The 25,383-nt window shown below is 64.5% G+C and carries 24 protein-coding genes; 13 read left to right on the top strand and 11 right to left on the bottom strand.

Annotated features, from left to right (window positions below; all coding sequences use genetic code 11):
• Positions 1 to 289: 289 nt before the first annotated feature.
• Both K359_RS0131340 and glnA read left to right on the top strand, forming a co-directional pair.
• Positions 290 to 628: a P-II family nitrogen regulator gene (locus K359_RS0131340; protein ID WP_011441447.1), complete on the top strand. Its 339-nt coding sequence runs from the start codon at positions 290 to 292 to the stop codon at positions 626 to 628.
• 151 nt (positions 629 to 779) lie between these two features.
• Positions 780 to 2,189: a type I glutamate--ammonia ligase gene (gene glnA, locus K359_RS0131335; RefSeq protein WP_029082860.1), complete on the top strand. Its 1,410-nt coding sequence runs from the start codon at positions 780 to 782 to the stop codon at positions 2,187 to 2,189.
• Between the two features lie 172 nt (positions 2,190 to 2,361).
• On the opposite strand, the gene K359_RS0131330 is transcribed toward glnA, so the two are convergent.
• On the bottom strand, positions 2,362 to 2,625 hold the full coding sequence (locus K359_RS0131330; RefSeq protein ID WP_029082859.1) for a tautomerase family protein: 264 nt from the start codon (positions 2,623 to 2,625) through the stop codon (positions 2,362 to 2,364).
• A gap of 148 nt (positions 2,626 to 2,773) precedes the next feature.
• Between K359_RS0131330 and K359_RS0131325 the strand changes: the two genes are divergently transcribed.
• Together K359_RS0131325 and K359_RS0131320 are read left to right on the top strand one after the other, a co-directional pair.
• Positions 2,774 to 3,757, top strand: coding sequence for a GlxA family transcriptional regulator (locus K359_RS0131325; protein WP_029082858.1), 984 nt, complete (start codon positions 2,774 to 2,776; stop codon positions 3,755 to 3,757).
• 179 nt (positions 3,758 to 3,936) lie between these two features.
• A complete protein-coding gene (locus tag K359_RS0131320) occupies positions 3,937 to 5,166 on the top strand; it encodes an ABC transporter substrate-binding protein (protein ID WP_029082857.1) in 1,230 nt (409 codons plus the stop codon).
• A gap of 295 nt (positions 5,167 to 5,461) precedes the next feature.
• Here the strand turns inward: K359_RS0131320 and K359_RS0131315 are convergent, their stop codons facing one another.
• The 4 genes from K359_RS0131315 to K359_RS0131300 all read right to left on the bottom strand — a co-directional run bounded on the left by K359_RS0131315 (position 5,462) and on the right by K359_RS0131300 (position 12,411).
• Positions 5,462 to 6,529, bottom strand: a complete 1,068-nt coding sequence (locus tag K359_RS0131315) for an ABC transporter substrate-binding protein (RefSeq protein ID WP_029082856.1) — start codon at positions 6,527 to 6,529, stop codon at positions 5,462 to 5,464.
• 90 nt (positions 6,530 to 6,619) lie between these two features.
• Positions 6,620 to 7,678 carry a dipeptidase gene (locus K359_RS0131310; protein ID WP_029082855.1) on the bottom strand — a complete coding sequence of 353 codons (1,059 nt, stop codon included), beginning with the start codon at positions 7,676 to 7,678 and terminating at the stop codon, positions 6,620 to 6,622.
• A 62-nt stretch (positions 7,679 to 7,740) separates the two neighbouring features.
• Complete coding sequence (locus K359_RS53470) at positions 7,741 to 10,044, bottom strand: PAS domain S-box protein (protein ID WP_051346505.1); 2,304 nt, start codon at positions 10,042 to 10,044, stop codon at positions 7,741 to 7,743.
• Positions 10,045 to 11,640: 1,596 nt separating this feature from the next.
• Positions 11,641 to 12,411: a gamma-glutamyl-gamma-aminobutyrate hydrolase family protein gene (locus tag K359_RS0131300; RefSeq protein ID WP_029082854.1), complete on the bottom strand. Its 771-nt coding sequence runs from the start codon at positions 12,409 to 12,411 to the stop codon at positions 11,641 to 11,643.
• A gap of 267 nt (positions 12,412 to 12,678) precedes the next feature.
• On the opposite strand from K359_RS0131300, the gene K359_RS0131295 reads away from it, so the two are divergent.
• Positions 12,679 to 13,821, top strand: a complete 1,143-nt coding sequence (locus K359_RS0131295) for an AI-2E family transporter (protein WP_029082853.1) — start codon at positions 12,679 to 12,681, stop codon at positions 13,819 to 13,821.
• 7 nt (positions 13,822 to 13,828) lie between these two features.
• On the opposite strand, the gene K359_RS0131290 is transcribed toward K359_RS0131295, so the two are convergent.
• From K359_RS0131290 to K359_RS0131265, 6 genes are all read right to left on the bottom strand, one after another.
• Entirely contained in the window at positions 13,829 to 14,125 is a 297-nt protein-coding gene (locus tag K359_RS0131290) for an antibiotic biosynthesis monooxygenase (RefSeq protein ID WP_029082852.1), read from the bottom strand.
• 116 nt (positions 14,126 to 14,241) lie between these two features.
• A complete protein-coding gene (locus K359_RS0131285) occupies positions 14,242 to 14,478 on the bottom strand; it encodes a hypothetical protein (RefSeq protein WP_029082851.1) in 237 nt (78 codons plus the stop codon).
• Between the two features lie 44 nt (positions 14,479 to 14,522).
• On the bottom strand, positions 14,523 to 15,740 hold the full coding sequence (locus K359_RS0131280; protein WP_029082850.1) for a GGDEF domain-containing protein: 1,218 nt from the start codon (positions 15,738 to 15,740) through the stop codon (positions 14,523 to 14,525).
• Positions 15,741 to 15,986: 246 nt separating this feature from the next.
• Positions 15,987 to 16,463, bottom strand: coding sequence for a 30S ribosomal protein S9 (gene rpsI / locus K359_RS0131275; protein WP_029082849.1), 477 nt, complete (start codon positions 16,461 to 16,463; stop codon positions 15,987 to 15,989).
• Complete coding sequence (rplM, locus tag K359_RS0131270; protein ID WP_029082848.1) at positions 16,464 to 16,928, bottom strand: 50S ribosomal protein L13; 465 nt, start codon at positions 16,926 to 16,928, stop codon at positions 16,464 to 16,466.
• 153 nt (positions 16,929 to 17,081) lie between these two features.
• Complete coding sequence (locus K359_RS0131265; protein ID WP_029082847.1) at positions 17,082 to 17,510, bottom strand: PaaI family thioesterase; 429 nt, start codon at positions 17,508 to 17,510, stop codon at positions 17,082 to 17,084.
• Positions 17,511 to 17,580: 70 nt separating this feature from the next.
• Between K359_RS0131265 and K359_RS0131260 the strand changes: the two genes are divergently transcribed.
• The 8 genes from K359_RS0131260 (at position 17,581) to nadC (ending at position 25,371) form a co-directional block, all read left to right on the top strand.
• Entirely contained in the window at positions 17,581 to 18,408 is an 828-nt protein-coding gene (locus K359_RS0131260; RefSeq protein WP_029082846.1) for an enoyl-CoA hydratase, read from the top strand.
• A 7-nt stretch (positions 18,409 to 18,415) separates the two neighbouring features.
• A complete protein-coding gene (locus tag K359_RS0131255) occupies positions 18,416 to 19,000 on the top strand; it encodes a CoA-binding protein (RefSeq protein ID WP_029082845.1) in 585 nt (194 codons plus the stop codon).
• Between the two features lie 148 nt (positions 19,001 to 19,148).
• Positions 19,149 to 20,429 (top strand): O-acetylhomoserine aminocarboxypropyltransferase, encoded by a 1,281-nt coding sequence (locus K359_RS0131250; protein WP_029082844.1) that lies wholly within the window; start codon positions 19,149 to 19,151, stop codon positions 20,427 to 20,429.
• A 130-nt stretch (positions 20,430 to 20,559) separates the two neighbouring features.
• Positions 20,560 to 20,964, top strand: a complete 405-nt coding sequence (locus K359_RS0131245; RefSeq protein WP_029082843.1) for a hypothetical protein — start codon at positions 20,560 to 20,562, stop codon at positions 20,962 to 20,964.
• A 14-nt stretch (positions 20,965 to 20,978) separates the two neighbouring features.
• Positions 20,979 to 21,935: a membrane protein gene (locus K359_RS0131240; RefSeq protein ID WP_029082842.1), complete on the top strand. Its 957-nt coding sequence runs from the start codon at positions 20,979 to 20,981 to the stop codon at positions 21,933 to 21,935.
• Positions 21,936 to 21,989: 54 nt separating this feature from the next.
• Positions 21,990 to 22,976: a quinolinate synthase NadA gene (gene nadA / locus K359_RS0131235; RefSeq protein ID WP_035977449.1), complete on the top strand. Its 987-nt coding sequence runs from the start codon at positions 21,990 to 21,992 to the stop codon at positions 22,974 to 22,976.
• Positions 22,973 to 24,523 (top strand): L-aspartate oxidase, encoded by a 1,551-nt coding sequence (locus tag K359_RS0131230; RefSeq protein WP_029082840.1) that lies wholly within the window; start codon positions 22,973 to 22,975, stop codon positions 24,521 to 24,523. Before nadA ends, K359_RS0131230 begins: the two co-directional genes overlap by 4 nt.
• The gene (gene nadC / locus K359_RS0131225; RefSeq protein WP_029082839.1) at positions 24,520 to 25,371 is read left to right on the top strand and encodes a carboxylating nicotinate-nucleotide diphosphorylase; all 852 of its coding nucleotides are present in this window, start codon (positions 24,520 to 24,522) and stop codon (positions 25,369 to 25,371) included. Before K359_RS0131230 ends, nadC begins: the two co-directional genes overlap by 4 nt.
• Positions 25,372 to 25,383: the final 12 nt, after the last annotated feature.

Genomic DNA, 25,383 nt, shown 5'->3' with positions numbered 1-25,383 from the left:
GCCAACTGCATATGGATTGATCTATTTGCCTATTTGTTAGGCTTGGATATCATAGCCCATGTGGTTCGATATCAGCCGGTTGCCTGTTAAAAGGCTGATAACATTCCGAAATCGGGGGTCTTCACAACTTGGCATAGACCCTGCTTTTGAGGAAGCCGCGCGCAGTGCCGCTCTATGCGACCATTGCGCGTGTTTCCGGCCCGGCGCCGGAAGGCTCAAGACCAACCTAGACTGCGCCCCACGCGCATCGAACTCGACCCTGCAATCTGCAATGCCCGGGAGGCGCTCAGTGAAGAAGATTGAAGCCATCATCAAGCCCTTCAAGCTCGACGAGGTGAAAGAAGCGCTCCAGGAAGTCGGACTGCAAGGCATCACCGTGACCGAGGCCAAGGGATTTGGCCGCCAGAAGGGCCATGCCGAACTCTATCGCGGTGCGGAATACATCGTCGACTTCCTGCCCAAGGTGAAGATCGAGATCGTGATCGGCGACGATCTGGTCGAGAAGGCGATCGACGCGATCCGCCGCGCAGCCCAGACCGGACGCATCGGCGACGGCAAGATCTTCGTCTCCAACATCGAGGAGGCGATCCGCATCCGGACCGGCGAATCCGGGCTGGACGCTATTTGAGCCCGGTGCTATCCGGGAATTTCTGACGCAAAGAGAAATAAAGGCTGCTTCGGCAGCCTGATTTCGTTTGGGCAGTCACACGAACTCGCCAAAAGCGAGAATAACGTCGCTCACCGCTGGAAACCGGCCCGCAAATCCAAAAGGGGTATTCATGAAGACCGCCAAAGACGTCCTGAAATCGATCAAGGACAACGACGTCAAATACGTCGACCTGCGCTTCACCGATCCGCGCGGCAAATGGCAGCACGTGACCTTCGACGTCGGCATGATCGAAGAGGACACCTTTGCCGAAGGCCAGATGTTCGACGGCTCCTCGATCGCCGGCTGGAAGGCGATCAATGAATCCGACATGTGCCTGATGCCCGACCCGCTCACCGCGACGATCGACCCGTTCTTCGCCGAGACCACCATGGTCATCGTTTGCGACGTGCTCGAGCCGACCACCGGCGAGCCCTACAACCGCGACCCGCGTGGCATCGCCAAGAAGGCGGAGGCGATGGTGAAGTCGCAGGGCGTCGGCGACACCGTGTTCGTCGGCCCCGAGGCCGAGTTCTTCGTGTTCGACGACGTGCGCTATTCGGCCGAGCCCTACAACACCGGCTTCCGCCTCGATTCCTCCGAGCTGCCGATCAACTCGGCCACCGAATATGAGGGCGGCAACCTCGGCCACCGTATCCGCACCAAGGCCGGCTACTTCCCGGTGCCGCCGCAGGATTCGGTGCAGGACATGCGCTCCGAAATGCTCGGCGCGATGAGCAAGATGGGCGTCAAGGTCGAGAAGCACCACCACGAAGTCGCTTCGGCCCAGCACGAGCTCGGCATGAAGTTCGACACGCTGACGCTGATGGCCGACCAGATGCAGATCTACAAGTACTGCATCCACCAGGTCGCCCACATCTACGGCAAGACCGCCACCTTCATGCCGAAGCCGGTCTATGGCGACAACGGCTCGGGCATGCACGTCCACCAGTCGATCTGGAAGGACGGCAAGCCGGTGTTCGCCGGCAACAAGTACGCCGACCTGTCGGAGACCTGCCTGCACTACATCGGCGGCATCATCAAGCATGCCAAGGCGATCAACGCCTTCACCAATCCGTCGACCAACTCCTACAAGCGTCTGGTCCCGGGCTATGAGGCTCCGGTGCTGCTCGCCTACTCGGCGCGCAACCGCTCGGCGTCCTGCCGCATCCCCTACACCGCTAACCCGAAGGCCAAGCGCGTCGAGGTGCGTTTCCCCGACCCGATGGCCAATCCCTATCTCGGCTTCGCCGCGATGCTGATGGCCGGCCTCGACGGCATCAAGAACAAGATCGATCCGGGTCCGGCGATGGACAAGGACCTCTACGATCTGCCCAAGGAAGAGCTGAAGCAGATCCCGACCGTGTGCGGCTCGCTCCGCGAGGCGCTCGAGAACCTCGACAAGGACCGCGCCTTCCTCAAGAACGGCGGCGTGTTCGACGACGACTTCATCGACGCCTATATCGAGCTGAAGATGACCGAGGTCGCCCGTTTCGAAATGACCCCGCACCCAGTCGAGTTCGAGATGTACTACTCGCTGTAAGCTTTACGGCTTCTCACGAATGCAAAAGGCGCTTCCGTCGGAAGCGCCTTTTGTTTTGGCGATCTGTAGGATGGGTAGAGCGCAGCGAAATCCATCATCCCAAGGCTTGCACCAGCGCGATGGGTTTCGCTTCGCTCTACCCATCCAACGAAGTTTGTTGTTGCTGCGTCGGTTACGCCTTCACCTTCGCGACCCGCCGCCCGCCGGCGTCGAGCGCGCCGAAGCTGCCCGCGATCATGTCCGGCGTCGGGATCATGCCGCCGAGCGACCAGCTCGCCGGCTCGCCTTCCTCGATCTTGACCCAGACGTTGCGGCGGAAGTCAGGGTTGCCCTGCCCCTCGACCTCGACCATCAGGTCGGTGACGCGCTCGAGCAGCACTTTCTTCTGCGCGACATCGAAGATGCCGCGGACGGTGGAAATGGTGACGTAAGGCATGGTCTCTCTCCATTGCTGAGGTGGTGACGACGCAACCAAGATGGACCGACGCAGCACCATTCAGGCAGTGGCCGATCGGACAGAGATCGGGCAATATCCGCCACCATCGTTCGCGCCGATCGGCTAGGATGCCGGCTGTGGAGGTCCCATGAAACTCGCGATCCTCGCCCTGGAAGGCTGCATGCAGTCGGCGGTCGCCGGCATCGCCGACATCCTCACCCTCGCCAACCATGTGATGGAGCTGCGCGGCAGCAAGGCGCGCTTCGCCTGGCAGACGCTCTCGCTCGACGGCAAGGCGGTGCGCGCGGGCGGCGGCAAGCTGCTCGCGGTCGACGGCGCCGTCAGCAGGCGGACGGCCTGCGACGCGATCATCGTGCCGGGCAGCCTGGTCGATCACCTGACCGCCGAGCGCCTGCAACCGCAATATGACCGTGCCGGCGCCTGGCTGCGCCAGCAACATGCCGGCGGCAAGTTGATCGGCGCGTTCTGCAGCGGCGTGCTGCTGCTCGCCAATGCCGGCCTGCTCGACGGCCGCCGCGCCACCATCACCTGGTGGCTGCAGAGCGAGCTCCGCCGCCGCCATCCCAGGGTCGATCTCGCCAGCGACGCCGTCCTCACCCAGGCCGACCGCATCGTCTGCGCCGCCGGCCCGATGTCGTGGGTCGATCTGCTGCTGCGGCTGATCGAGATCGTCGAAGGCCCGGAGGTCGCAAAGGTCTGCGCCGACTATGCCGTGATCGACACCGCGCAGCGCACGCAAGCGATCTTCATGCCGCTCGGCTACATGCTCGCGCAGGACCCGATGCTGATGAAGGCGGACATGCTGGTGCGCCGCACCGGCAACGCGCCGATCACGGTGCGCCGCCTCGCGCATGCGCTGGGCCTCAGCGAACGCACGCTGAACCGCCGCTTCCGCGAGCTGACCCACGAGCCGCCGCAGGCCTTCATCATGCGCCGCCGCGTCGAGCACGCCCGCACGCTCCTGGAGACGACGACGCAACCGATCAAGACCATCGCCCGCACCACCGGCTATGAAGACGAGAGCAGCTTTCGCAAAGCCTTCCGCAAGCTCACGCTGACCTCGCCCCAGGCCTATCGCGCACAGCGATCGATGCGCGCGGCACAATCGTAGCAATCCCGGAAGACTACGGTCAGCAACACTGACGAACCCTATGAGGTGACGCGAACCGGCACACCGGCTGGTGCTTCGGGATCGACAATAATCGGGGCCGGGTGTTCACTAGCTGCAAGGACCCGAAAGCGGCTTCCGATAAAAACAGACACATTCATTTATGCATGGGGAGAAACGAGATGTCTTTCGTCGCACGACGAATGGCGGCGCTTTCGACCGCCATCATCATCCTCGCTGCCGGTGCAGGCAGCGCATTTGCCCAGAAGAAATACGACACCGGCGCAACCGACACGGAAATCAAGATCGGCAACATCATGCCCTACAGCGGACCGGCATCCGCCTATGGCACCAGCGGCCGGGCTCAGGCGGCCTATTTCCGCAAGGTCAACGCCGAGGGTGGGATCAATGGCCGCAAGATCACCTTCATATCCTATGACGACGGCTACAGTCCGCCGAAAGCCGTCGAGCAGGCGCGCAAGCTGGTCGAAGGCGACGAGGTCCTGCTGATCTTCGCCGCACTCGGCACAGCATCCAACAGCGCCATTCAGAAGTACATGAACGGGAAGAAGGTGCCGCAGCTATTCATCCAGACCGGTGCGACCAAGTGGAATGATCCGCAGAACTTCCCGTGGACCATCGGCTGGCAGCCCAGCTATCAGAGCGAGGGACGAATCTACGCCAAGCACATCCTGAAAGAAAAGCCGGGCGGCAGGATCGCCGTGCTCTACCAGAACGACGACTACGGCAAGGACTACCTGAAAGGCCTGAAGGATGGCCTCGGCGACAAGGCGGCGTCGATGATCGTTGCCGAGGATACCTACGAGGTGGCCGAGCCGACCATCGACACACACATCGTCAAGATGAAATCACTGAATGCCGATGTATTCGTCGACATTGCCACGCCGAAATTCGCGGCGCAGGCCATCAAGAAGGCGGCGGAGATCGGCTGGAAGCCGTTACACATCCTCAATTCGGTCGGTTCCTCGATCGGCGCCGTGATCCAGCCTGCCGGCGTCGAGAACGCGCAGGGGATCATTTCGGTGGCCTATCTGATGGATCCGCTCGATCCACAATGGAAGGATGACCCCGGCATGAAGGCGTTCGACGAATACCTCTCCAAATACTTCCCCGAGGGCAATCGGGCCGATAGCCTAGTGGTGACGGGTTACAATGTGGCGCAGACGCTGGCTCAGGTGCTCAAGCAGTGCGGCGACGATCTCACGCGCGAGAACGTGATGAAGCAGGCCGCGAACCTGAAGGACTTCAGGACCAACAACCTGCTGCCGGGCATCACGATGAACACCAGTCCGATCGACTTCGCTCCGCTCAAGCAGATGCAGCTCAGACGATTCAAGGGCGAGAGATGGGAGCTGTTCGGGCCCATTCTCAGCGCGGAAGTAGGAGGTTAGCGCGATCAGTAGGAGGGGTGAAGCGAAGCGATATCCACCATCTCACGCCTTGCGCAGGGGCGATGGGTTTCGCTTCGCCCTCCCCATCCGATCCCGGTCCGGGCTGTGCAGCGTCACAAGCCATGTCTTTTGACTGAGTTCGATCGCAACGAAAATTGTGCCACAATGACTGGCGGTGGGCGTGCCTGCGGTCGATGCTTGCATCTGACTTCTCTGATGGTTCGAGTGTGGAAACCCAAACCTATCGGAAAGGCCACGCTCACCGCCCCATGGAATCTACGGACCTGCGATCGGACTACACCCGGAACAGCCTTGCATACTTCGCCTTGATCTCCTCGCTCTGCGCCTGCACCTGGGCCGGATCGGCCTTGAGCATCTTGAGCTTGCCGAGCGGCACGTGGCCGGCCTTTTCCTTCACCTTGCCGTGGAACGAGCGGTGCGCGAACTCGTCGGCCAGCAGCTGCTGGGTCTCGGCGCTGAAGACATAGCTCTGGAACAGCCGCGCCGCATTCGGGTTCGGCGCGTTCTTGAAGATGCCGCTCGGCACGATGATGAGCGGCGCGCCCTCAGTCGGATAGATCACCTCGACCGGCTTGCCCTGATCCTTGGCCAGAACAAGATTATAGTCGTTGCCGTCGGCCATGACGGCGCGCTCGCCGAGCAGGATCTTCTTCGGCGGATCGGCCGCCGACTGCACCTGCATCACCCGCTGCTGCGCGAGCTTCTCCAGATAGGGCCAGCCGAGATCGCGCGCCAAGACGAAGGTCGCGGTCATGATCGCGCCCGAGTAGCCCGGGTGGCCCTTGACGATCTTGCCGCGCCATTTCGGATCGAGCAGGTCGGCGTAGCTCTTCGGCGCTTCCTCGCGCTTCACCTGCTCGGTGTTGTAGCCGATCACCTCGAACCAGGCGCAGGATGTCGCTGACGTGCCGTCGGGATCGATCTGGTCGGTGGGAAAATGCTTTGCGACCTCTTCGGGCACATAGGCGGCGAGCCAGTCGTTCTTCTTCCAGTCGAGATAATGGGCAGGGTCGGTCGAGTTGGCGACGTCGACGGCATTGATGCCGCTGCCCTGCTCTTGCGCGATGCGCTGGAAGATCCGCTCGGCGCCGGAGCGCTCGACGCGGACGCTGATGCCTGGATATTTCTGCTCGAAGTCGCGCGCGAGACGCTCGGCCGTGTTGAGCTCAAGCGCGCTGTAGAACGAGATCTTGCCTTCCTTCTTGGCGGCTGCGATCAGCTCCGGCGTCACCGCCTCGGCCGGCGGCGCGGCCGCCCTTAAGGGTTCGGCGAACACCACTCCGGCCGCGGTTGCCGCCGTCGCCTTGAGCCAATCGCGTCTCGACCATTTGCGGTCCTGCATTCCATGCTCCCTGAGATCGGGCCGTTGACCGGCCGCGCCGTTGTTGTGCAGCGATGATAGATCATGATCGATGGAAATGTGCAGCGGTTTTCATCGCCAGCTTTGGCGGAACACCCGCATCCAATTGTCGAAGGCGATCTTGCGCAACGTGGCGTCATCGAAGCCGTGCGCGCGCAGGGCCTGGATCAGGTTCGGCAGATGACTGGCATCCTTGACCGGGAGGGGCATGAGCGCGCCATCGAAGTCGGACCCCAGCGCAACGTGGTCGTCACCCATTCGTTCAACCAGGTAGCCGAGGTGATCGACCACCGTCTCGATCGGGATGTCCGGATCACGCTGCGCGTCCGGGCGCACTTCGGACACACTGAAATTGAAACCTACGAGGCCTCCTGACGCCTTGACCGCGTCGAGCTGCCGGTCGGTCAGGTTGCGCGTCGCACGGCAGATCGCATGCGCGCAGGCGTGGGTCGCCACGATGGGCGCGGTGCTGATTGCAGCGACGTCCCAGAAGCCGCGCTCGTTGAGGTGAGACACGTCGACCATGATGCCGAGCTGGTTGCAGGCCTTCACAAGCGATTTCCCCGCGTCCGTCAAACCGGGACCGGTGTCGGGAGAGCGCGGAAAGGCAAACGGCACGCCATGGCCGAAGATATTGGGCCGGCTCCAGACCGGCCCAAGCGAGCGCAGGCCACGAGCGTAGAGCTGCTCCAGCCCGTCCAGATCGGCGCTGATAGCTTCAGGGCCCTCCAGATGCAATACAATCGCGAATGCGGCGTCTTCGCGTGCCGCCTCGATCTCATCCACGGTTCGCGCCCATCGGATGTTTCCGCCGGCGCGGGCCACCATGGTCTCCAGCGCACTCAATTGCGCATTGATGGTGCGGCGCGCGTAAGCCGGATCGAGCGGGTCCGCGAGACGGACCTCGTATCCGTCAGCCGTTCGCGTGACACCGCCCTCCCGCGGATGTTCCGCCCCGGCGAACATCGCGAACAGACCACCGATCATGCCGCCTTCGCGCGCACGCGGCAGGTCGAGATGGCCTTCCTCCGAGCGCATCAGAAAATCGCGCCCGCCTTCCCGGTATTCGGCGAGGTGTTGAACGGCGTCATTGTGGCCATCGAAGATCGCAACCTTGCCGCTTGCCTGCACCGCGCTGCCCTCTCGTCCAACTTGCCTCACTCAGGCTACGGCAACGCTGACGGGTCCACACCCTATTTCTTGTCCGGCGGATTCTCGCGCAGGAAGCGTTCAAGATCGGGCTGCACGGAGTAAGGCTGCGGAACCGGATCGCCCTGGAAGTCGACCTGAAGGTCGAGGCAGCGCCGCAGCATCCGCGCCAGCTCGCTGCGCCGATAGGGTTTTGTCAGCAGCGGAATGCCATGGCCGCTCCGGCCCTGCTGGGCCGGCAGCACGCCATCGCTGTAGCCCGAGGTGAACAACACCCGCAGTGCCGGACGCCCGGCCATCAGCGTATCAGCCAATTGCCGGCCGTTCATGCTGCCGGGCATCACGATGTCGGTGAATAACAGATCGAACGCGGTGCCGCGGTTGACGATCGCGAGCGCGGCGTCGGCATTCGCCGCGACCAGCACCTTGTAACCGAGGCTTTCGAGCTGGCCCGTGACGTAGTCGCGGATCGTGGGGTCGTCCTCGACACACAGGATCGTCTCGTTGCCGCCCTTGACCGGCAGATCGTCCTCCTCGGCCGCGCGCTGCGCGATGCCGTCGGCCTTCGGCAGATAGATCCTGAAGTTGGTGCCGCGCCCCCGCTCGCTCCTGACCTCGATCCCGCCGCCGCTCTGCTTGACGAAGCCGAACACCATGCTGAGCCCGAGCCCGGTGCCCTGCCCGACCTCCTTGGTGGAGAAGAACGGATCGAAGATCTTCTCCAGATGCGACGGCGAAATCCCGACCCCGGTATCGATCACCTCGATCACGAGATGGTCGCCGGCGCGCTCGACGCCGTGCGCCACCGCCTCGGGAATCCCGAGCTGGATGTTGCGGGTCGCAAAGGTCAGCGCGCCGCCATCGGGCATCGCATCGCGCGCATTGATGGCGAGATTGACCAGCGCCGCACCGAGCTGACCGCGGTCGACAAAGGCGAGCCAAGCGTCGCGGCCGAGCTCCGTCCTGATCTCGGTCTGCGAACCCAGCGTCTGCGACAGCAGCCGCACCACTTCGCCGATCAGGTCGCTGACGTCGGTCTCGGCCGGCTGCAACGGCTGCTTGCGCGCGAATGCCAGCAGGCTCGAGGTGAGCTGCGCGCCGCGATCGGCGGCATCGCTGATCAGCTTGGCGATCGCGGCAAGCTGCGGGTTGTCCTTGACCCCGTCGGCCAGGATCTCGATCGTGCCGGTGATCACCGTCAGCATGTTGTTGAAGTCGTGCGCAATGCCGCCGGTCAGCCGCCCGAGCGATTCCGTCTTTTGCGCCTGGATCAACTGCTCCTCGGCGATCCGGCGCTGGGTGACGTCCCTGACAAAGGAATTGATGATCCAGCCATCGCCGCGGCGCAGCGCATTGAGCGACACCTCGACATAGAACCGGTGGCCGTCGCGGTGCACGGACGCGGTTTCATAGCGCATGCCCATGCCGCCGGCCGCGGTCTCCTGCAGGAAGCGGGTGATCCGCTGCCGGTGCGCAAGGCGAAGCTCCTCCGGAAACACCAGTTCGACCACGCGGTAACCGACCGCCTCGGACCGCGTCCAGCCGGTCAGCGCCTCGGCCTGCGGGCTCCAGTCGAGAATGATGCCGTCCTGGTCGGTCTGGACGAAGGCATCGAGCGCGGTCCTGATGATGGCCTGCGCCATCTGCTCGCCCTCGACCAGGGCCTGGTGCGCCCGCCGTTGCGCGGTGACATCGTGCAGCACGGCGACCGCGCCGCGCAGATTGCCGGCATCGTCGCGCAGCGGCCGCGCATTGGCGACGAGGCAGACCTCCGGATCCGGCGCCTGGGGCCTTACGATCAGCTCGAAATCGTCGACGTCGTCGCCGCGCAGCGAACGCGCCATCGGCGTGTCCGCGATCGGCATCACGGTCGTGCCGTCGGGATAATAGTTCTGGAAGGTGCGAACGCCGGTCAGGGTGTCAAAACCGGGTTCGACACTGTACAGCCGCCGCGCCGCGGCGTTGGCGATCACGACCATCCCGTGCTCATCGGCGACCACCACCGGATCGCGGATGCTCTCGACGGTCTTCTCCAGCAGGTGCTGCCTGCTGCCCAATTGCGCCGACAGTTCGGCAAGCGTGGCGGCGAGTTCGGCGGTCTCGTCGCTGTCGGCTGAGCGTATCGGAGCCTGCTCGCCGCGCGACGACGCCTCCGCCGCCCGCACCAGCTGGGCAGGCGTTCCGGACAGCGACCTCGCAATCATCTCAGCCGTCATCAACACCACCATAATCGCGCCGCCGGCGAGCAGAATGCCGGGCCAGGTGACGCCATGGATGAAGCCCAGCGCAAGCAGGAGCGCGACGACGGGAAGCATCATCCCCATCGCCAGACGGCCCGACAAATTCATCACGACCAACTCATCGTGTCGGCTGCACCGGAAAATGGAAAAGGAAAAACAGTATCCGGAAAGGATTGTCGGCGCCGGGGCAATATCCGGTGGCTAGCGCCTAGTTGCTTAGCCGAGTCCGGGCCGGCGATCCGCCACTTTCGTATCCGTATTAGTACGGAGAAGAAGCGGCTCCGTGCGGCACCATGGCCAAGTTGGAATGCTCGCATTCCAGGAGCGCGCCATCCGTCCGCGGTCACTCGACTACGCGCTCGACGCGGGCACACGCCCGCCGGCGTCAGCTGCGATGAACGAAGTCAAAGGGTGCTCGCGCCGATCAACGTCGCTCAAATGAATCCAGAGACCTTGGTGTGTTTGAACGCAGCAACCGCGTGGGCAGTGACAGCAGGCGATTTTAAGATTTGGCCAGCGATCGTAAAAGCGATTGCCCACTCTCCAAGCCACCATGTCGACGGTCGACTCGTGGTTGAGACAGGGCGATGTACTCCCCGAGCCGTGGCTCAACTCTTTGGTCAATTGGAGAGTGGGACCGACGTGAAGGTAACCGACGTGAAGGTCCTGGGACTTGTTCGCTTGGGGCAAGCAGCCCCTCCGAGCATCCGTCTGTGGTAACCCGATTTTGCCAATTACCCGTTGCCACGATGGATATAGACTTCAAGAGCCAGGATTTTGCAGTTCCTTCCTGGGGCTAGGGCCGACGCCGACCGCATGGATTTTAAGCGGGCGGCGTTGTGCTATCGGGGCTCGCGAACATCGCAATCGGGACGGCCGCCGGCGCGTCTTCCGGGGCTAGGGCGGCGGGCGCCGAAGCCGTCCCAATCACAGCGCTCCGATCTGGAACGCAATTTCATTGTATCGGCAAAAGGCGGCAAGGGAGATGCCCTCCCGGGTTACCTCAACTTGACAAGTGTCCAATAACCGTCCCCGCGGGATCGGGCTGCGACAAAACAACCCGACGGGCAACTCAGCAAAACCTGTCAATCCCGCGCAGCCAAAATATTTCTGTTTCCCGGAATACCCAACTCAGGGTATGAACTGTTCGTCTCACCCGATCGAGGGGCGCTTCGCGGTCGTCACGAACGCGGTGTGGGATGCGGTGGACGCTGAGCGTGTGACTGACGAGAGCACGTGATGCGGACGGTGAAGTCGTGTGGTCCTGACGCCCTAGCGGCCGGTGTCCCCTCGCAAGGCGCGAAAGCGTTTTCGCGAAGGCGGTGACAAACAAGCCCAGTCTCGCCGGGGAGAGCACGAAGTAAGCCGTAACCCATCGCGCAGGGAAAGCCGGGTTGCTCCGGTTACACCTGTGGTCCTACCCCCGAGCTCTCTACCCATTGCTCGGGGCCCATGGGTGCGATCGGCACCCGGCTTTCCCTGCACCCTCTTCAAGAGAGGGCGGAACGAAGAACAAAGCTCGGGCAAATCATGTCGCGAGAATGCGAAGCTGTATGCCCATCCTCACCTGTCATCGCCCGGCTCGACCGGGCGATCCAGTACGCCGCGGCCTCTCGGCTCAGGCACCAGCGTCTCTGGAATACTGGATCACCCGCTTTCGCGGGTGATGACATCGAATTTGCCCTGGATCGCGGTGAAATCGCCCTACGCCGCCCGCCGCCGCTCGCGCAGCGCGTCGCCGAAGGCTTCGAACAGCGCGCGGTTGATCGGATTGCGCTGCGGATCGTATTCGGCGTGCCACTGCACGCCGAGCGCAAAGCCCGCGGCATCCGCGATGCGGATCGCCTCGATGGTGCCGTCCTCGGCAATGCCCTCGATCACGACCCGCCTGCCCGGCTCGAGGATGCCCTGGCCGTGCAGCGAATTGACCCGGATGGTCTCGCGGCCAAGGATCTTTGCGAAGGCGCCCCCCGGCGTCAGTGCGACATCGTGGCGGTCGGCGAACACCACGGTGGGATCGGGGTGGATTTCGCCGTTGTCCAGCCGCGGCATCCGGTGGTTCATGCGGCCCGGAATCTCCCGGATCTCCGGATGCAGCGAGCCGCCGAACGCGACGTTCATCTCCTGCAGGCCGCGGCAGATGCCGAAGATCGGCACGCCGCGCGCCACACAGGCCTCCGACAGCGCGAGCGCGACGTCATCGCGGTGGAGGTCATAGGGTTCGTGCGCGGCACAAGGTTCGGTGTTGAAGCGCGTCGGATGGACGTTGGCGCGGGCCCCGGTCAGCACGACGCCGTCGACCACGTCGAGCAAGGCGCCGACGTCGGTAATGTCGGGGCTGCCTGCGAACATCAACGGCACCGCACCCGACACATCGGCAACCGCGCGAAGGTTGCGCTCCCCGACCATCTGGACTGTGAAACGATTTTCGATGCGATGGGCGTTTCCGATCACGCCGACCACGGGCCGTCTCATTATCGAAGTCTCGCGCAATGATTCTTCTAAGTTTGCGACGTTGCGGAGACGATCATGCCTTCGAGTTCCCGCCGGATCAACTGTCTATATCTGCAGAGGGGGGCTTGCAGCTCTGCACAGACGAGCGCCCCCCGGGGCCCCAAATGCGGTCAGTTGCGCCCCGGCGCCGCAGCGTCAGCGGCAAACCAGCACGATCCGCCCAGCTTGATCCCGGCGGGATTTTCGCCAATGACTGCTTAGGACACCGTCGCAAAGGGGGAATCACCCGTGACAGACCCGGCTGACAATCGCCTGCAGGCCCGCAACGACATGGCGTGGGCGATCGCCGTCGGAGGCATCGGCGCCGTGCTGTTCGCCGCGCTGCTGATGTTCGCCTGGCATTTCGCCGCGACCTTGTTCCTGCTGTTCGCCGGCATGCTGCTCGGCGTCGGCCTGAACGCGATGGCCGCCCTGCTCGGCCGGCTGACCGGGCTGCCTCACGCGTTGCGGCTTGCGATCGTCTGCCTGGCGATGGCCGGACTATTGTCCGGCATCGTGTTCCTCGGCGGCACCACGATCGCGCAGCAGGCAACCGTGTTGAGCAACACGATCAAATCGCAGCTCGGCAGCGTCAAGGAATTCCTCGAGCAGCATGGCGTCGACACCAGCTATCTCGATTTCACCAATGCGGCAGGCGAAGCGAAACCCGACGGCACCGGCGTGGCGACGACGACAACGGCGCCCGCGGCGTCGCAGTCGCACGGCATCCCCGGGGCCGGCGCGCTTGCCTCAAGCGGCGGCGCCATCATCAGCCAGACGCTGAAGGTGCTGCTCGGCACCGTCAGCGTCGTCGGCAATTTCTTCATCGTGCTGTTTCTAGGACTCGCCTTCGCGGCCCAGCCCAGCATCTACCGCGCCGGGCTGTTGTTCATCGCGCCGGCCAAATACCGCGCGCAGGCCACCATCATCGTCGACCGCATCGGCGAGACGCTGGAACGCTGGCTGATCGCGCAGATCATCACAATGGCGGCGGTGTTCCTCGTCACCTGGATCGGGCTTGCGATCATCGGCATTCCGAGCTCGTTCATTCTCGGCATCCAGGCCGGATTGCTGGCCTTCATTCCAACCGTCGGCGCGATCATTGCCGGACTGATCGTGGTGCTGGCAAGCCTCGCCTCGGGATGGATCGCCGCGCTCAGCGCGTTCATCCTGTTCCTCGGCGTGCACGCGCTGGAGAGTTACGTGATCACGCCGATCGTGCAGCGGCAGGCGCTCGACATCCCGCCGGCGACGCTGTTCGCGTTCCAGATCCTGCTCGGCGTCGTGTTCGGCATCTGGGGGCTGGCCTTGGCGCTGCCGCTGATGGCGATCGCCAAGGTGATGATCGACCATTTCAAGGCGGAGGATCAGGCGCCTGCGCAGGTCGCGTAAACCCGCCTCAGGAGGTCAGCACCGTCTCGGTGTGCTCGACCTCGGGCGCCGCCGCGAAATAAGGGCCGACCAGCGCGCGCCAGGCGGTGAAATCCTCGGAGCCGCGGAAATCGACGGTGTGGTTCTCGAGCGTCTCCCACTTCGCCACCAGCCGGTAGCGCGACGGCTTCTCGATCGAGCGGTGCAGTTCAAACCCCTTGCCGCCCTTGGCGCGCAGCAACAGCGGGCGCGCCTTGGCCACCGCGGCCTCAAAATCCTTCTCGCTGCCGGGCTTGACGTCGATCTGTGCGATTTCGGTGATCATTGGGCTGTGGCCTCCCTTTATTGGTTTCCCGTGGGAAAGGCCCCGTCTCTAGCCCAGCCGGTAAAAAAGCAAAAGGCGCCCGCGAGGGGCGCCTCCTCTGTCGATCCTGCGGCGGTTCAGTTGAACAGCAATACGGTACCGACAACCATCAGCATCGCGCCGAGGAGCATCACGACCGGCCAGCGGCTTCTGGGCTGTTGGTATCGGCCCTGCGCGCGCCGTTCGGCGATCAGCGCGGTCTCGTATTCATCGGAGTTCGAGAACAGGCAGGCGAAGCCGCTGCGCGCCGAAACCGCGTCGGCTTCGAGCGACATCAGGGCTGACTGCGGATTGCGGGTGCGGATCGACTCCATGCCCGAAAGCATGGGATCGAATGGTTAATCGGTCGTTACCGCGCTCATGTCCGCACCGTCGCCGGTTTCTGCCGCGCCGCCGCCGGCAGGCCCGCGGTCTTGCGCCGCCAGTTCTCCAGCGACAGCGGCAACTCCTCCGCCGCCTCGACGCGGTTGCGGCCGCCGCGCTTGGCCTGGTAGAGCGCGGTGTCGGCCGAGGCCAGCAGCACCTCGAGCTCGGTGCCGGCGGGGCCGCCGGCCACGCCGATGCTGACCGTGGTATCGACCGGACCTTCCTCGCAGGCGATGTTGCTGTTCTCGAAGGCCTCGCGCACGCGCTCGGCGACCAGCACGCCCTCCTCCAGCGAACACGGCAGCAGCGCCGCGAATTCCTCGCCGCCGATCCGGCCCGACAGGTCGCTGATCCTGAGACTGTTGACCACGACGGCGGAGAACAGTTTCAGGATCTCGTCGCCGGCGGGATGGCCGAAGCGGTCGTTGATCGACTTGAAATGATCGATGTCGAAAATCATCACCGTGACCGGGCGGCCGGCATTGGCCTCGCGCTCGATCACCCGCGTGCAGGCCTCGGTGAAGCCGCGGCGGTTGAGCATGCCACTCAACGGATCGACCGACGCGGCGGTCTTGTGCACGGCCACCGCGCGGTCCGACACCATCATGAAGATCACGAACACCGTGCCGATCGCGTACAGCACGAGCTCGATCGAGAACAGCGTGACCCAGAAGCTGCTGACGTAGTTCTGGCCGTTGAATCGCAGCAGGTCGCCGACCAGGATCGGCAGCATCAGCACGCAGCCGTGCGCGACCGGGATCACGATCGCAAGCCAGCGCCGCTTCAGCACGCGGCGGCGCTCGCTCCAGAGCTCGGAGGCGGTCAGCGCCGCGTAGATCGCGACGATCCCGGCGCCGATCGTCAGGCGCAGCGCGTGATCCTCCACCGTCATCGCGGCACTGATCCACGCGATCGGGCCGAGCACGAGGCCCGGCAGGTTGGCCTTGCGGCCGTGGAAGATCCGCGCGGCATTCCAGACCATGCCGCAGGCCGCGAAGCCGATCGCATTCAGCCCCATCAGGACCATGGCGTCGAGCGTCGAACTGCCGACCGTCCAGAGTGCGACCGAGGCCGCGCCGAGCAGATAGGCGGTGCCCCACCATTTCAGCGCGGGAATGTTCTCCTGCCTGCCGAACAGCCACAGCATGGCGCCGAGCATGCCCGCAACCATGGTGGCGAACAAATAAAGTGTCGATGGATCGAACGACATAACTCACCCCAGCCCGGTGTGATGCAACGTTCGCAGGCGCAAATAAAAGGTGATGCAGCGCCAGTGCGAGCCCGCACGCTAGAAGGCCCGAGTTCCAATTTCGTTTGCACGCACACGCAAGTTTTCATGAAAAACTGCGCTAATTCGCGTCGAAGCTGGCTTCGTTGGACACAGCAAAAAGGGCGCCTCTCGGCGCCCTCTGCAACTCGATGCTCACGGCATTTGCCGCGAATTTTAGGACTCGAATTAGCGCTTCGAGAACTGGAAGGACTTGCGGGCCTTCGCCTTGCCGTACTTCTTGCGCTCGACCGTGCGGCTGTCGCGGGTCAGGAAGCCGCCCTTCTTGAGGACGCCGCGCAGCTCAGGCTCGAAATTGGTCAGCGCCTTCGAGATGCCGTGGCGGACAGCACCGGCCTGGCCGGACAGACCGCCGCCGGCGACGGTGCAGATCACGTCGTACTGACCGTTACGGGCGGCAGCGACCAGCGGCTGCTGGATCATCATGCGCAGCACCGGACGGGCGAAGTAGATTTCGATGTCGCGGGTGTTGACCGAGATCTTGCCGGCACCCGGCTTGATCCAGACGCGGGCGACGGCGTCCTTGCGCTTGCCGGTGGCGTAGGCGCGGTTGAACTTGTCGACCTTCTTGACATACTTCGGCGCGTCGGGCGCGGCCGGCTTGACCTGCGAGAGCTGGTCGAGGGACTGCAACGTTTCGGACATTTATGCGGCCCTCGTGTTCTTGCGATTCAGGGAAGCGATATCGACCTTCTCGGGGCTCTGCGCTTCATGCGGATGCTCGGCACCCGGATAGACGCGCAGATTGCTCATCTGCATGCGGCCGAGCGGACCGCGCGGGATCATGCGCTCGATCGCCTTCTCGACGACGCGCTCGGGGAAGCGACCCTCGAGGATCTGCTTCGCGGTGCGCTCCTTGATGCCACCGATGAAGCCGGTGTGCTTGTAGTAGGTCTTCTGGTCGCGCTTGCGGCCGGTCAGCACCACATGCGCGGCGTTGACGATGATGACATTGTCGCCGCAATCGACATGCGGGGTGTAGGTGGGCAGGTGTTTGCCGCGCAGGCGCATCGCGACGAGCGTGGCGAGACGACCGACGACCAGACCCTTGGCGTCGATCACGACCCACTTCTTCGTCACTTCGGCGGGCTTGGCCGAGAACGTGCTCATGTGTGAAATCCGTGAAAAGCAAATCGGCGCCGAATGCGCCGAACTGGGCGGCTTTCTAGAGAAGCCTCGGCCGCACGTCAACGCCGACGCGGCATAATTACATCAGCGAAAACAATAGCTTGTAAATATGGTGCAATAATACCGCGAAAAAGGCTATTGAATTGGAATGGAATAGGTCGCCGTGACATGGGCGATCGGATCCGGCGAGGTGCCGGACAGCAGGTTCACCTCGCCGACCGCAAGCCGCTTGCCGAGCTTGAGCAGCTTGGCGACCGCGAGCACATCCTGGCCCGGCTGGCCCTTGCGCAGGAAGTTGATGTTGAGGTTGGTGGTGACGGCAAGGCCGATCGGCCCGATCGCCGACAGCAGCACCACATACATCGCAAAATCCGCCAGCCCCATCAGGGTCGGGCCGGACACCGTGCCGCCGGGCCGCAGCATCCGCTCGCTGAAGCGCTGGCGCAGCAGGGCCGTCTCGCCGTCGGCGCTTTCGATCCTGATGTCGTCGTGGGTGAACGCCTGCGGAAATTCCTTGCGCAGGAACTCCTCCAGCTCAGCCACGCTCATTTTCGCAATCGCCATGCCGTCCCTGCCCTCGCTTCAGCCTGCCTGTTACATTAAGTTGTCATAGAGACCAAAGTGGAATTTCACCATGTCCGCCCAAGCCGCCCGCGCCGAAGCGCAGCAACATCAGCCGATCCTGCTGCGCGAGACCGTCGGCAGTATCGCGCTACTGACGCTCAATCGCCCCGCGGCGCGCAACAGCCTCTCCGAAGGCCTGATCCGCGAGGTACACGCTGCGCTGAATGGTATCCGCGACGACAAAGCCGTCCGCGGCGTCGTGCTCGCAGCCAACGGCCCGGCCTACTCCGCCGGCCACGACATGAAGGAACTGACCGCGCGCCGCAGCGATGCCGATCGCGGCCGCGCCTATTTCGCCGAGATCATGAACGCATGTAGCGCGATGATGCAGGCCATCGTGCACCTGCCGAAGCCGGTTGTCGCCGCCGTGCAGGGCGTCGCGACGGCGGCCGGCTGCCAGCTCGTCGCCAGCTGCGACCTTGCAATTGCATCCGAGGCCGCGACGTTTGCGACCCCGGGCGTCGACATCGGGCTGTTCTGCTCGACGCCGATGGTGGCGCTGTCGCGCAACGTGCCGCGCAAGCAGGCGATGGAGATGCTGCTCACCGGCGAGCCGATCTCGGCGGCAACGGCGCAGAGCATCGGCCTGATCAACCGCGTGGTATCAGCAGGTACCGAGCGCGACGCCGCGATCGCGCTGGCCGAGAAGGTCGCGCTGAAATCGGCCTACACCGTCAAGCTCGGCAAGGAGGCGTTCTATCGCCAGGCCGAGATGAGCCTTGCCGACGCCTATCGCTTCGCCGCCGAGGTGATGACCGAGAACATGATGGCGCGCGACGCCGAGGAAGGCATCGGCGCCTTCATCGAGAAGCGCGATCCGAAGTGGCAGGATAAGTAAGACCGAAATGAATCACGACGCCTACGACGACAACTACATCCGCAGCATCCTGAACAGCGTGAAGTCGATCGCGATGGTCGGCGCCTCGCCGGTCAACGTGCGGCCGAGCTATTTTGCCTTCAAATATCTGGCGCAGCGCGGCTACGACATGATCCCGGTCAATCCCGGCCATGTCGGCAAGTCGCTGATGGGCAAGCCGTTCGTCGCTTCGCTTGCGGACATCGGTCGCCCGATCGACATGATCGACATCTTCCGCAATTCGAGCCACATCATGCCCGTCGTCGACGAGGCGCTGAAATTGTCGCCGCCGCCGAAGGTGATCTGGATGCAGCTTGGCGCACACGACGATGCCGCGGCCGAGAAGGCGGAAGCCGCGGGCCTCAAGGTGGTGATGAATCGCTGCCCGAAGATCGAATATGGCCGGCTGTCGTCTGAGATCTCCTGGATGGGCGTCAACTCGCGCACGCTCAGTTCCAAGCGCGCGCCGATTCCGACGCAGGGCATGCGGCTGTCGCTCAACCGCACGAGTTTTGGCGGCGGCCAGACCGCGGCATCCGACCGCGCGGCGAAGAACAAGACCGAGACGAGCTGACATCGCAACGGAATATTCCTTCCGCTTGCCCGGTATAGCGTGGGATGCCCCTCCCACAACTGGCGGCGTACCCAACTCGCTTGACGGCGGGCGCCGCCGCCATCAGCATGCCGCGCGTTTTCGATCAGGCCAGAACAGGACACAAAGAATGACCGATCGCGTTCCGGGATTTTCCACCCTCGCCGTGCATGCCGGCGCACAGCCTGATCCGACCACCGGCGCGCGGGCGACGCCGATCTACCAGACCACGTCATTCGTCTTCAACGACGCTGATCACGCCGCCTCGCTGTTCGGCCTGCAGGCGTTCGGCAACATCTATACCCGCATCGGCAACCCGACCAACGCGGTGCTCGAGGAACGCGTCGCAGCGCTCGAGGGCGGCACCGCGGCGCTCGCGGTCGCCTCCGGCCACGCCGCGCAACTCGTCGTGCTGCAGCAGCTGCTCCGGCCCGGCGACGAGATCATTGCGGCGCGCAAGCTCTATGGCGGCTCGATCAACCAGTTCACCCACGCCTTCAAGGCGTTCGGCTGGAACGTGGCCTGGGCCGATCCCGACGAGATCGAAAGCTTCGAGCGCGCGGTGACGCCGCATACCAAGGCGATATTCATCGAGTCGATCGCCAACCCCGCCGGCAGCATCACCGATATCGAGGCGATCGCCGCCGTTGCGCGCAAGGCCGGCGTGCCGCTGATCGTCGACAACACGCTGGCCTCGCCCTATCTGATCAAGCCGATCGATCACGGCGCCGACATCGTCGTACACTCGCTGACGAAATTCCTCGGCGGTCACGGCAACTCGCTCGGCGGCATCATCGTCGACGCCGGCACCTTCGACTGGTCGAAGGACAACAAATATCCGATGCTGAGCGAGCCGCGCCCGGAATATCACGGCATCCGGATCCAGGAGACCTTTGGCAATTTCGCCTTCGCGATCGCCTGCCGGGTGCTTGGCCTGCGCGACCTCGGCCCCGCGCTGTCGCCGTTCAACGCCTTCATGATCCTCACCGGCATCGAGACGCTGCCGCTGCGCATGCAGAAGCACTGCGACAACGCCAAGGCGGTGGCGGAATTCCTCTCCACCCACCCGGCCGTGTCGGCGGTGAACTACGCCGGCCTGCCCGGCGACAGGTACAACGCCCTGCAGCGCAAATACGCGCCGAAGGGCGCCGGCGCGGTGTTCACCTTCAGCCTCAAGGGCGGCTATGACGCCGGCGTCAATCTGGTGTCGAACCTGAAGCTGTTCTCGCATCTCGCCAATGTGGGGGACACCCGCTCGCTGGTGATCCACCCGGCCTCCACCACCCACAGCCAGCTCGACGACGCCGCCAAGGTGAAGTCGGGCGCGGCGCCCGACGTGGTGCGGCTCTCGATCGGCATCGAGGACAAGGAAGACCTGATCGCCGACCTCGACCAGGCCCTGCGCGGCTGATCCCGCCCTTGTTCCGGAGCGGTGCGTGGCATCGCTCCGGTAACCTTGCCCAAAACGACGGGTCTCTCGTTAACGCTCAATCCGGCATAAAGTGGCAGTGATAGGCTCCGGATGATTCGGGAGACCATTGATGCTGCGCTGGATATTGCCGCTCGCGATCGCGCTGTTTGCGACCTCGCCTGCTGACGCCGCCGACGGCCCTGTCGTCGCCAAGAGCACAACCGTCAAGGCCGCGCGCCAATTGCCGGCTGGCCTGCCGCGCCGGAACTACGCCTACCGCACCACCATCACGCCGCCGACCTATGTGCGGCGCGGACGCCAGCTCGTGGTGGTCGAGCCCGAGGTGATCCCGCTGAACGCCGAGCCGTACATCCCGTACGTGGTGGGTGAACCGCTGCTGCCGGGATCGTCGTCACTGCCCGGCTATTACGGCAACTGGCATTCCTACAACTATTTCGGCCCCTATTACGGCGGCGCCTATGTGACCTACTGGGACCGCCTGCCCTACGCCTGCGGCGTCTACGGCTACTGCTAGCGCGGAACGATCGCGTGGCTAGATCGCCGCAGAAAACCAGCGCGCCGGGTTCGGGGAACGCGATCACCGCCGATCTCGTCGCGGTGCTGGTCGCCGTCACCGACGGCACGCCGAAGATCGTGACCATCGCCGGCGGCGCCGCGCTGCCGAGCGGCCCGTTCGAGTTCACCCACCGCTCGCTGCAGACCGCGTTGCGGGCCTGGGTGGAGGCCCAGACCGGCCACCCGCTCGGCTATGTCGAGCAGCTCTACACCTTCGCCGACCGCGGCCGGTCCGGCGACGCCAGGTCGCCGCATAGCGTTTCGATCAGCTATCTCGGCCTGACCCGCGAGGACAAGGTCGGCGAAGGTTTCGAGGCGCATTGGTCCGGCTGGTACGACTATTTCCCCTGGGAGGACCATCGCGCCGGCGCGCCGGCCTTCGTTGGCAAACTGATTGCGCCGAAACTGAAAGCGTGGGCGAAAGCAGCGCCGTCACCGACGCTGCAGCGTGAGCGCTGGCAGCGCTGCGCCATCACCTTCGGCCTCGATGACCGCGACTGGAACGAAGAACTCGTGCTGCAGCGCTACGAACTGCTGTACGAGGCCGGACTGATCCCGGAGGCCGGCCGTACGCAAGCCCGCGAGGCATTGGTCATACCAGGAAAACCGATGACGGCGGATCATCGCCGCATTCTCGCGACCGGGATCGCGCGGCTGCGCGCCAAGATCAAATACCGCCCAGTGGTATTCGAGCTGATGCCGGCCGAGTTTACCCTGCTGCAACTGCAACGCAGTGTTGAGGCGCTCGCAGGCCGGCTGGTCCACAAGCAGAACTTCCGTCGGCTCATCGAGCAGCAGGAACTCGTTGAAGAGACTGGCGCAATGGCCGCCGATACCGTCGGACGGCCGGCCAAGCTGTTCCGCTTCCGCCATGCCGTGCTGGCTGAACGGGCGGTCGCCGGCACCAAGTTGCCGCTTTCGCGCACTTGACAGACCTTATGCTCAGGATAAGTATAAGCCATCTTATGCTCACGGAGAGTATAAATGGTTACACTCGATACCGATCTGCTCACCCGCACCGCGCCGCTCTATGAGCGCGTCAAACGCGTCATCCCGCCGTTCGAATGGGCCACTTTCGCCGAGGACGTCGATACGATCCTCGCGCTGAAACGCCGCCGCAATGCGGTGGTGCTCGCGCACAATTACCAGACACCGGAAATCTTCCACGGCGTCGCCGATATCGTCGGCGACAGCCTCCTGCTCGCGCGCGAGGCGACCAAGGTCGACGCCGATGTCATCGTGCTCGCCGGCGTGCACTTCATGGCCGAGACGGCAAAGCTGCTCAATCCGGCCAAGACCGTGCTGATCCCCGACCTGAAGGCCGGCTGCTCGCTGGCGGATTCCATCACGCCGGCTGACGTGCGGCTGATGCGCGCGCGCTACCCGGACGCGCCGGTCGTCGCCTATGTCAACACGTCGACTGCGGTGAAGGCGGAGTCCGACATCTGCTGCACATCAGGCAATGCGCTGAAGGTGGTGGAATCGCTTGGCGCCGAGCGCGTCATCATGCTGCCGGATGAATATCTGGCGCAGAACATCGCGAAACAGACCAGCAAGAAGATCATCGCCTGGAAGGGCCATTGCGAGGTGCACGAGCTGTTCACCGCCGATGACGTGCGCCAGCTGCGCGAAAATCATCCCGACGTCACCATCCTGGCGCATCCGGAATGCCCGCCCGAAGTGGTCGCCGAAGCGGACTTTTCCGGTTCGACGGCTGCGATGCAGTTGTTCGTCGAGACCAAGCGGCCGCCACGCGTCGTGCTGCTGACGGAGTGCTCGATGAGCGACAACATCGCTGCCCTCAATCCGGATGTCGACTTCGTCCGCCCCTGCAATCTCTGCCCGCACATGAAGCGGATCACGCTGAAGAACATCCGCCACGCGCTGGAGACCAACCAGCACGAGGTCACGATCGATCCAGCGATCGCCGATCGCGCGCGCAGGAGCGTCGAAAGGATGCTGGCGATATGAGCACCGACATTTCCGATCTCGACGGCCGCCCGGTCATCATCGGCGGCGGCGCCGCGGGGCTCATGACTGCGCTTCAGCTCGCGCCCGAGCCGGTCGTGCTGCTGTCGAAATCGCCGCTCGGCGCCGAAGCCTCCAGCATGTGGGCGCAGGGCGGCCTCGCCGCACCAGTCGGCGAGGATGACACCCCTGCCCTGCATCTCGCCGATACGCTCGCGGCCGGTGCCGGCCTCTGCGATGCGGCCGTAGCATCCCGGATCGTTCACGCCGCGCCTGCGGCCATGGAGCATTTGGCCGAGCTCGGCGTCGCCTTCGACCGGCGCGCCGACGGCAGCTGGCGCCTCGGGCTCGAGGCCGCACACGGCCGCAACCGCATCGTGCACGCCACCGGTGACGGCACCGGCCGCGAGATCATGCGCGCGCTGATATCAGCGGTCCGCCGGACGCCATCGATCACGCTGCTGGAGGGCGTCGAGGCGCGCCGGTTGCTGGTCGAGGACAATGCGGTCAGGGGCGTGCTTGCAGCCAACGCAAGCGGCGCGCTGACGATCGTCACCAATCGCGTGGTGATCGCGACCGGCGGCATCGGCGGGCTGTTTGCCGACAGCACCAATCCGGGCGGATGCTTCGGCCAGGGGCTCGCGCTCGCGGCGTATGCCGGCGCAACACTCTCGGACATCGAATTCGTCCAGTTTCATCCGACCGCCTTCGACGGACCGTCGCGGCCGATGCCGCTGTTGACCGAGGCGATCCGCGGCGACGGCGCAGTGCTGATCGATGAAACCGGGCAGCGCTTCATGGCCGATCAGCCCGGCGCCGAGCTTGCGCCACGCGACATCGTCGCGCGCGCGGTCTGGCATCACCGTGCGGCGGGACATCGCACCTTCCTCGATGCGCGCCAGCATCCGGGCGCGGACTTTGCCCAGCGCTATCCCGTGATCAGCGCGTTCTGCAAGATGGCCGGCATCGATCCGGCCTGCGATCCGATCCCGATCCGGCCGGCGGTGCATTATCACATGGGTGGCGTCGCGGTGGACGGTTATGGCCGCAGCACGGTGGAGGGCCTGTGGGCCTGCGGCGAGGCCGCGCGCACTGGGCTGCACGGCGCCAACCGGCTCGCCAGCAACTCGCTGATGGAAGCGATCGTCTGCGCACGCTGGGTCGCCGAAAGCATCGAAGGCGTGAGTGCAGGTCCGCGCGCGATGCTGCGCGACGAGGCGTTGCCGCCTGCCTCCGATCCCTCCGCCGTGCGGCCGATCCTCTCCCAGGGGCTCGGCGTGCTGCGCGACCACGACGGCATCGCACGCGCGATTCGCGGCCTCACTCCGCTCGCCTGCGGTCAGAGTGCGGCATCCGACGCGGCGCTGGTCGGGCTAATGATCGCGGTCGCCGCCGTCAGGCGCGAGGAAAGCCGTGGCGGCCATTTCCGCACCGATTTCCCGCATGCCGCTTTGTCGGCCGTCCCGTCGTCCCTCACCCGTGACGAGGCGCTCGCCGCCGCGCGCGACATCGTCGAGTCCCAGCTGCCAGCCAGGAGTGCCAGTTCATGACCCTCAATCCCCTGTTGCCGCTGATGTACGAGCCGATCGTGCAGACCGCGCTGCGCGAGGACCTCGGCCGTGCCGGCGATATCACCGCGGATTCGATCGTACCGGCCGGCCAGCAGGCGCGCCTCGTGATGCGGGCGCGGCAGCCCGGCGTGATCGCGGGGCTCGACGTCGCGCGCACCGCATTCCAGACGGTGTCGCCTTCCATCACGCTGCGCGCCGAGCGGCCTGACGGCAGCGCGGTCGAACCCGACCAGGTCATCGCGGTCATCGACGGCCCCGCCCGCAGCCTGCTCACCGCGGAGCGAACCGCGCTCAACTTCCTCTGCCATCTGAGCGGCGTCGCGACCGCAACGGCGACGCTGGTCAAAGCGGTCGCAGGCACGCGCGCGCAGATCGTCTGCACCCGCAAGACCACGCCGGGACTGCGTGCGCTCGAGAAATATGCGGTGCGCGCCGGCGGCGGCGGCAATCACCGCTTCGGGCTCGATGATGCGGTGTTGATCAAGGACAACCACATTGCGCTCGCCGGCGGCATCCGCACCGCGATCGAGCGCGCCAAGGCCAATGCCGGTCATCTCGTCAAGATCGAGGTCGAGGTCGACACGCTGTCGCAGCTCGAGGAAGCGCTGGCGCTCGGCGTCGACGCGGTCCTGCTCGACAACATGACGATGGAGCAACTGAGCCAGGCGGTCGAGATGGCGCGTGGCAAGGCGATCACCGAAGCCTCCGGCCGGATCACCGCAGCGACCGCCGCAGCGATTGCTGCCACCGGCGTCGACCTGATCTCAGTCGGCTGGGTGACCCACAGCTCGGCTGCGCTCGATATCGGGCTCGACTACCTCTCTTGATGGATCAGAGAG

This window comes from Bradyrhizobium sp. th-b2, from assembly GCF_000426785.1.
GTDB classification, from domain to species: Bacteria; Pseudomonadota; Alphaproteobacteria; order Rhizobiales; family Xanthobacteraceae; genus Bradyrhizobium; species Bradyrhizobium septentrionale.
The sequence above is the reverse complement of the archived record's forward strand: the minus strand, read 5'-3'. Positions and strand labels throughout refer to the sequence as shown.

Coding starts and splice junctions, on each gene's coding strand:
- rpsI (WP_029082849.1), bottom strand. CDS start 16,463: ATGTCCGAAACGTTGCAGTCCCTCGACCAGCTCTCGCAGGTCAAGCCG.
- K359_RS0131245 (WP_029082843.1), top strand. CDS start 20,560: ATGCTGCGCTGGATATTGCCGCTCGCGATCGCGCTGTTTGCGACCTCG.
- K359_RS0131255 (WP_029082845.1), top strand. CDS start 18,416: ATGAATCACGACGCCTACGACGACAACTACATCCGCAGCATCCTGAAC.
- K359_RS53470 (WP_051346505.1), bottom strand. CDS start 10,044: ATGAATTTGTCGGGCCGTCTGGCGATGGGGATGATGCTTCCCGTCGTC.
- K359_RS0131285 (WP_029082851.1), bottom strand. CDS start 14,478: ATGGAGTCGATCCGCACCCGCAATCCGCAGTCAGCCCTGATGTCGCTC.
- K359_RS0131260 (WP_029082846.1), top strand. CDS start 17,581: ATGTCCGCCCAAGCCGCCCGCGCCGAAGCGCAGCAACATCAGCCGATC.
- K359_RS0131280 (WP_029082850.1), bottom strand. CDS start 15,740: ATGTCGTTCGATCCATCGACACTTTATTTGTTCGCCACCATGGTTGCG.
- K359_RS0131330 (WP_029082859.1), bottom strand. CDS start 2,625: ATGCCTTACGTCACCATTTCCACCGTCCGCGGCATCTTCGATGTCGCG.
- nadC (WP_029082839.1), top strand. CDS start 24,520: ATGACCCTCAATCCCCTGTTGCCGCTGATGTACGAGCCGATCGTGCAG.
- glnA (WP_029082860.1), top strand. CDS start 780: ATGAAGACCGCCAAAGACGTCCTGAAATCGATCAAGGACAACGACGTC.
- rplM (WP_029082848.1), bottom strand. CDS start 16,928: ATGAGCACGTTCTCGGCCAAGCCCGCCGAAGTGACGAAGAAGTGGGTC.
- K359_RS0131325 (WP_029082858.1), top strand. CDS start 2,774: ATGAAACTCGCGATCCTCGCCCTGGAAGGCTGCATGCAGTCGGCGGTC.
- K359_RS0131230 (WP_029082840.1), top strand. CDS start 22,973: ATGAGCACCGACATTTCCGATCTCGACGGCCGCCCGGTCATCATCGGC.
- K359_RS0131315 (WP_029082856.1), bottom strand. CDS start 6,529: ATGCAGGACCGCAAATGGTCGAGACGCGATTGGCTCAAGGCGACGGCG.
- K359_RS0131320 (WP_029082857.1), top strand. CDS start 3,937: ATGTCTTTCGTCGCACGACGAATGGCGGCGCTTTCGACCGCCATCATC.
- K359_RS0131290 (WP_029082852.1), bottom strand. CDS start 14,125: ATGATCACCGAAATCGCACAGATCGACGTCAAGCCCGGCAGCGAGAAG.
- nadA (WP_035977449.1), top strand. CDS start 21,990: ATGGTTACACTCGATACCGATCTGCTCACCCGCACCGCGCCGCTCTAT.
- K359_RS0131265 (WP_029082847.1), bottom strand. CDS start 17,510: ATGGCGATTGCGAAAATGAGCGTGGCTGAGCTGGAGGAGTTCCTGCGC.
- K359_RS0131250 (WP_029082844.1), top strand. CDS start 19,149: ATGACCGATCGCGTTCCGGGATTTTCCACCCTCGCCGTGCATGCCGGC.
- K359_RS0131300 (WP_029082854.1), bottom strand. CDS start 12,411: ATGAGACGGCCCGTGGTCGGCGTGATCGGAAACGCCCATCGCATCGAA.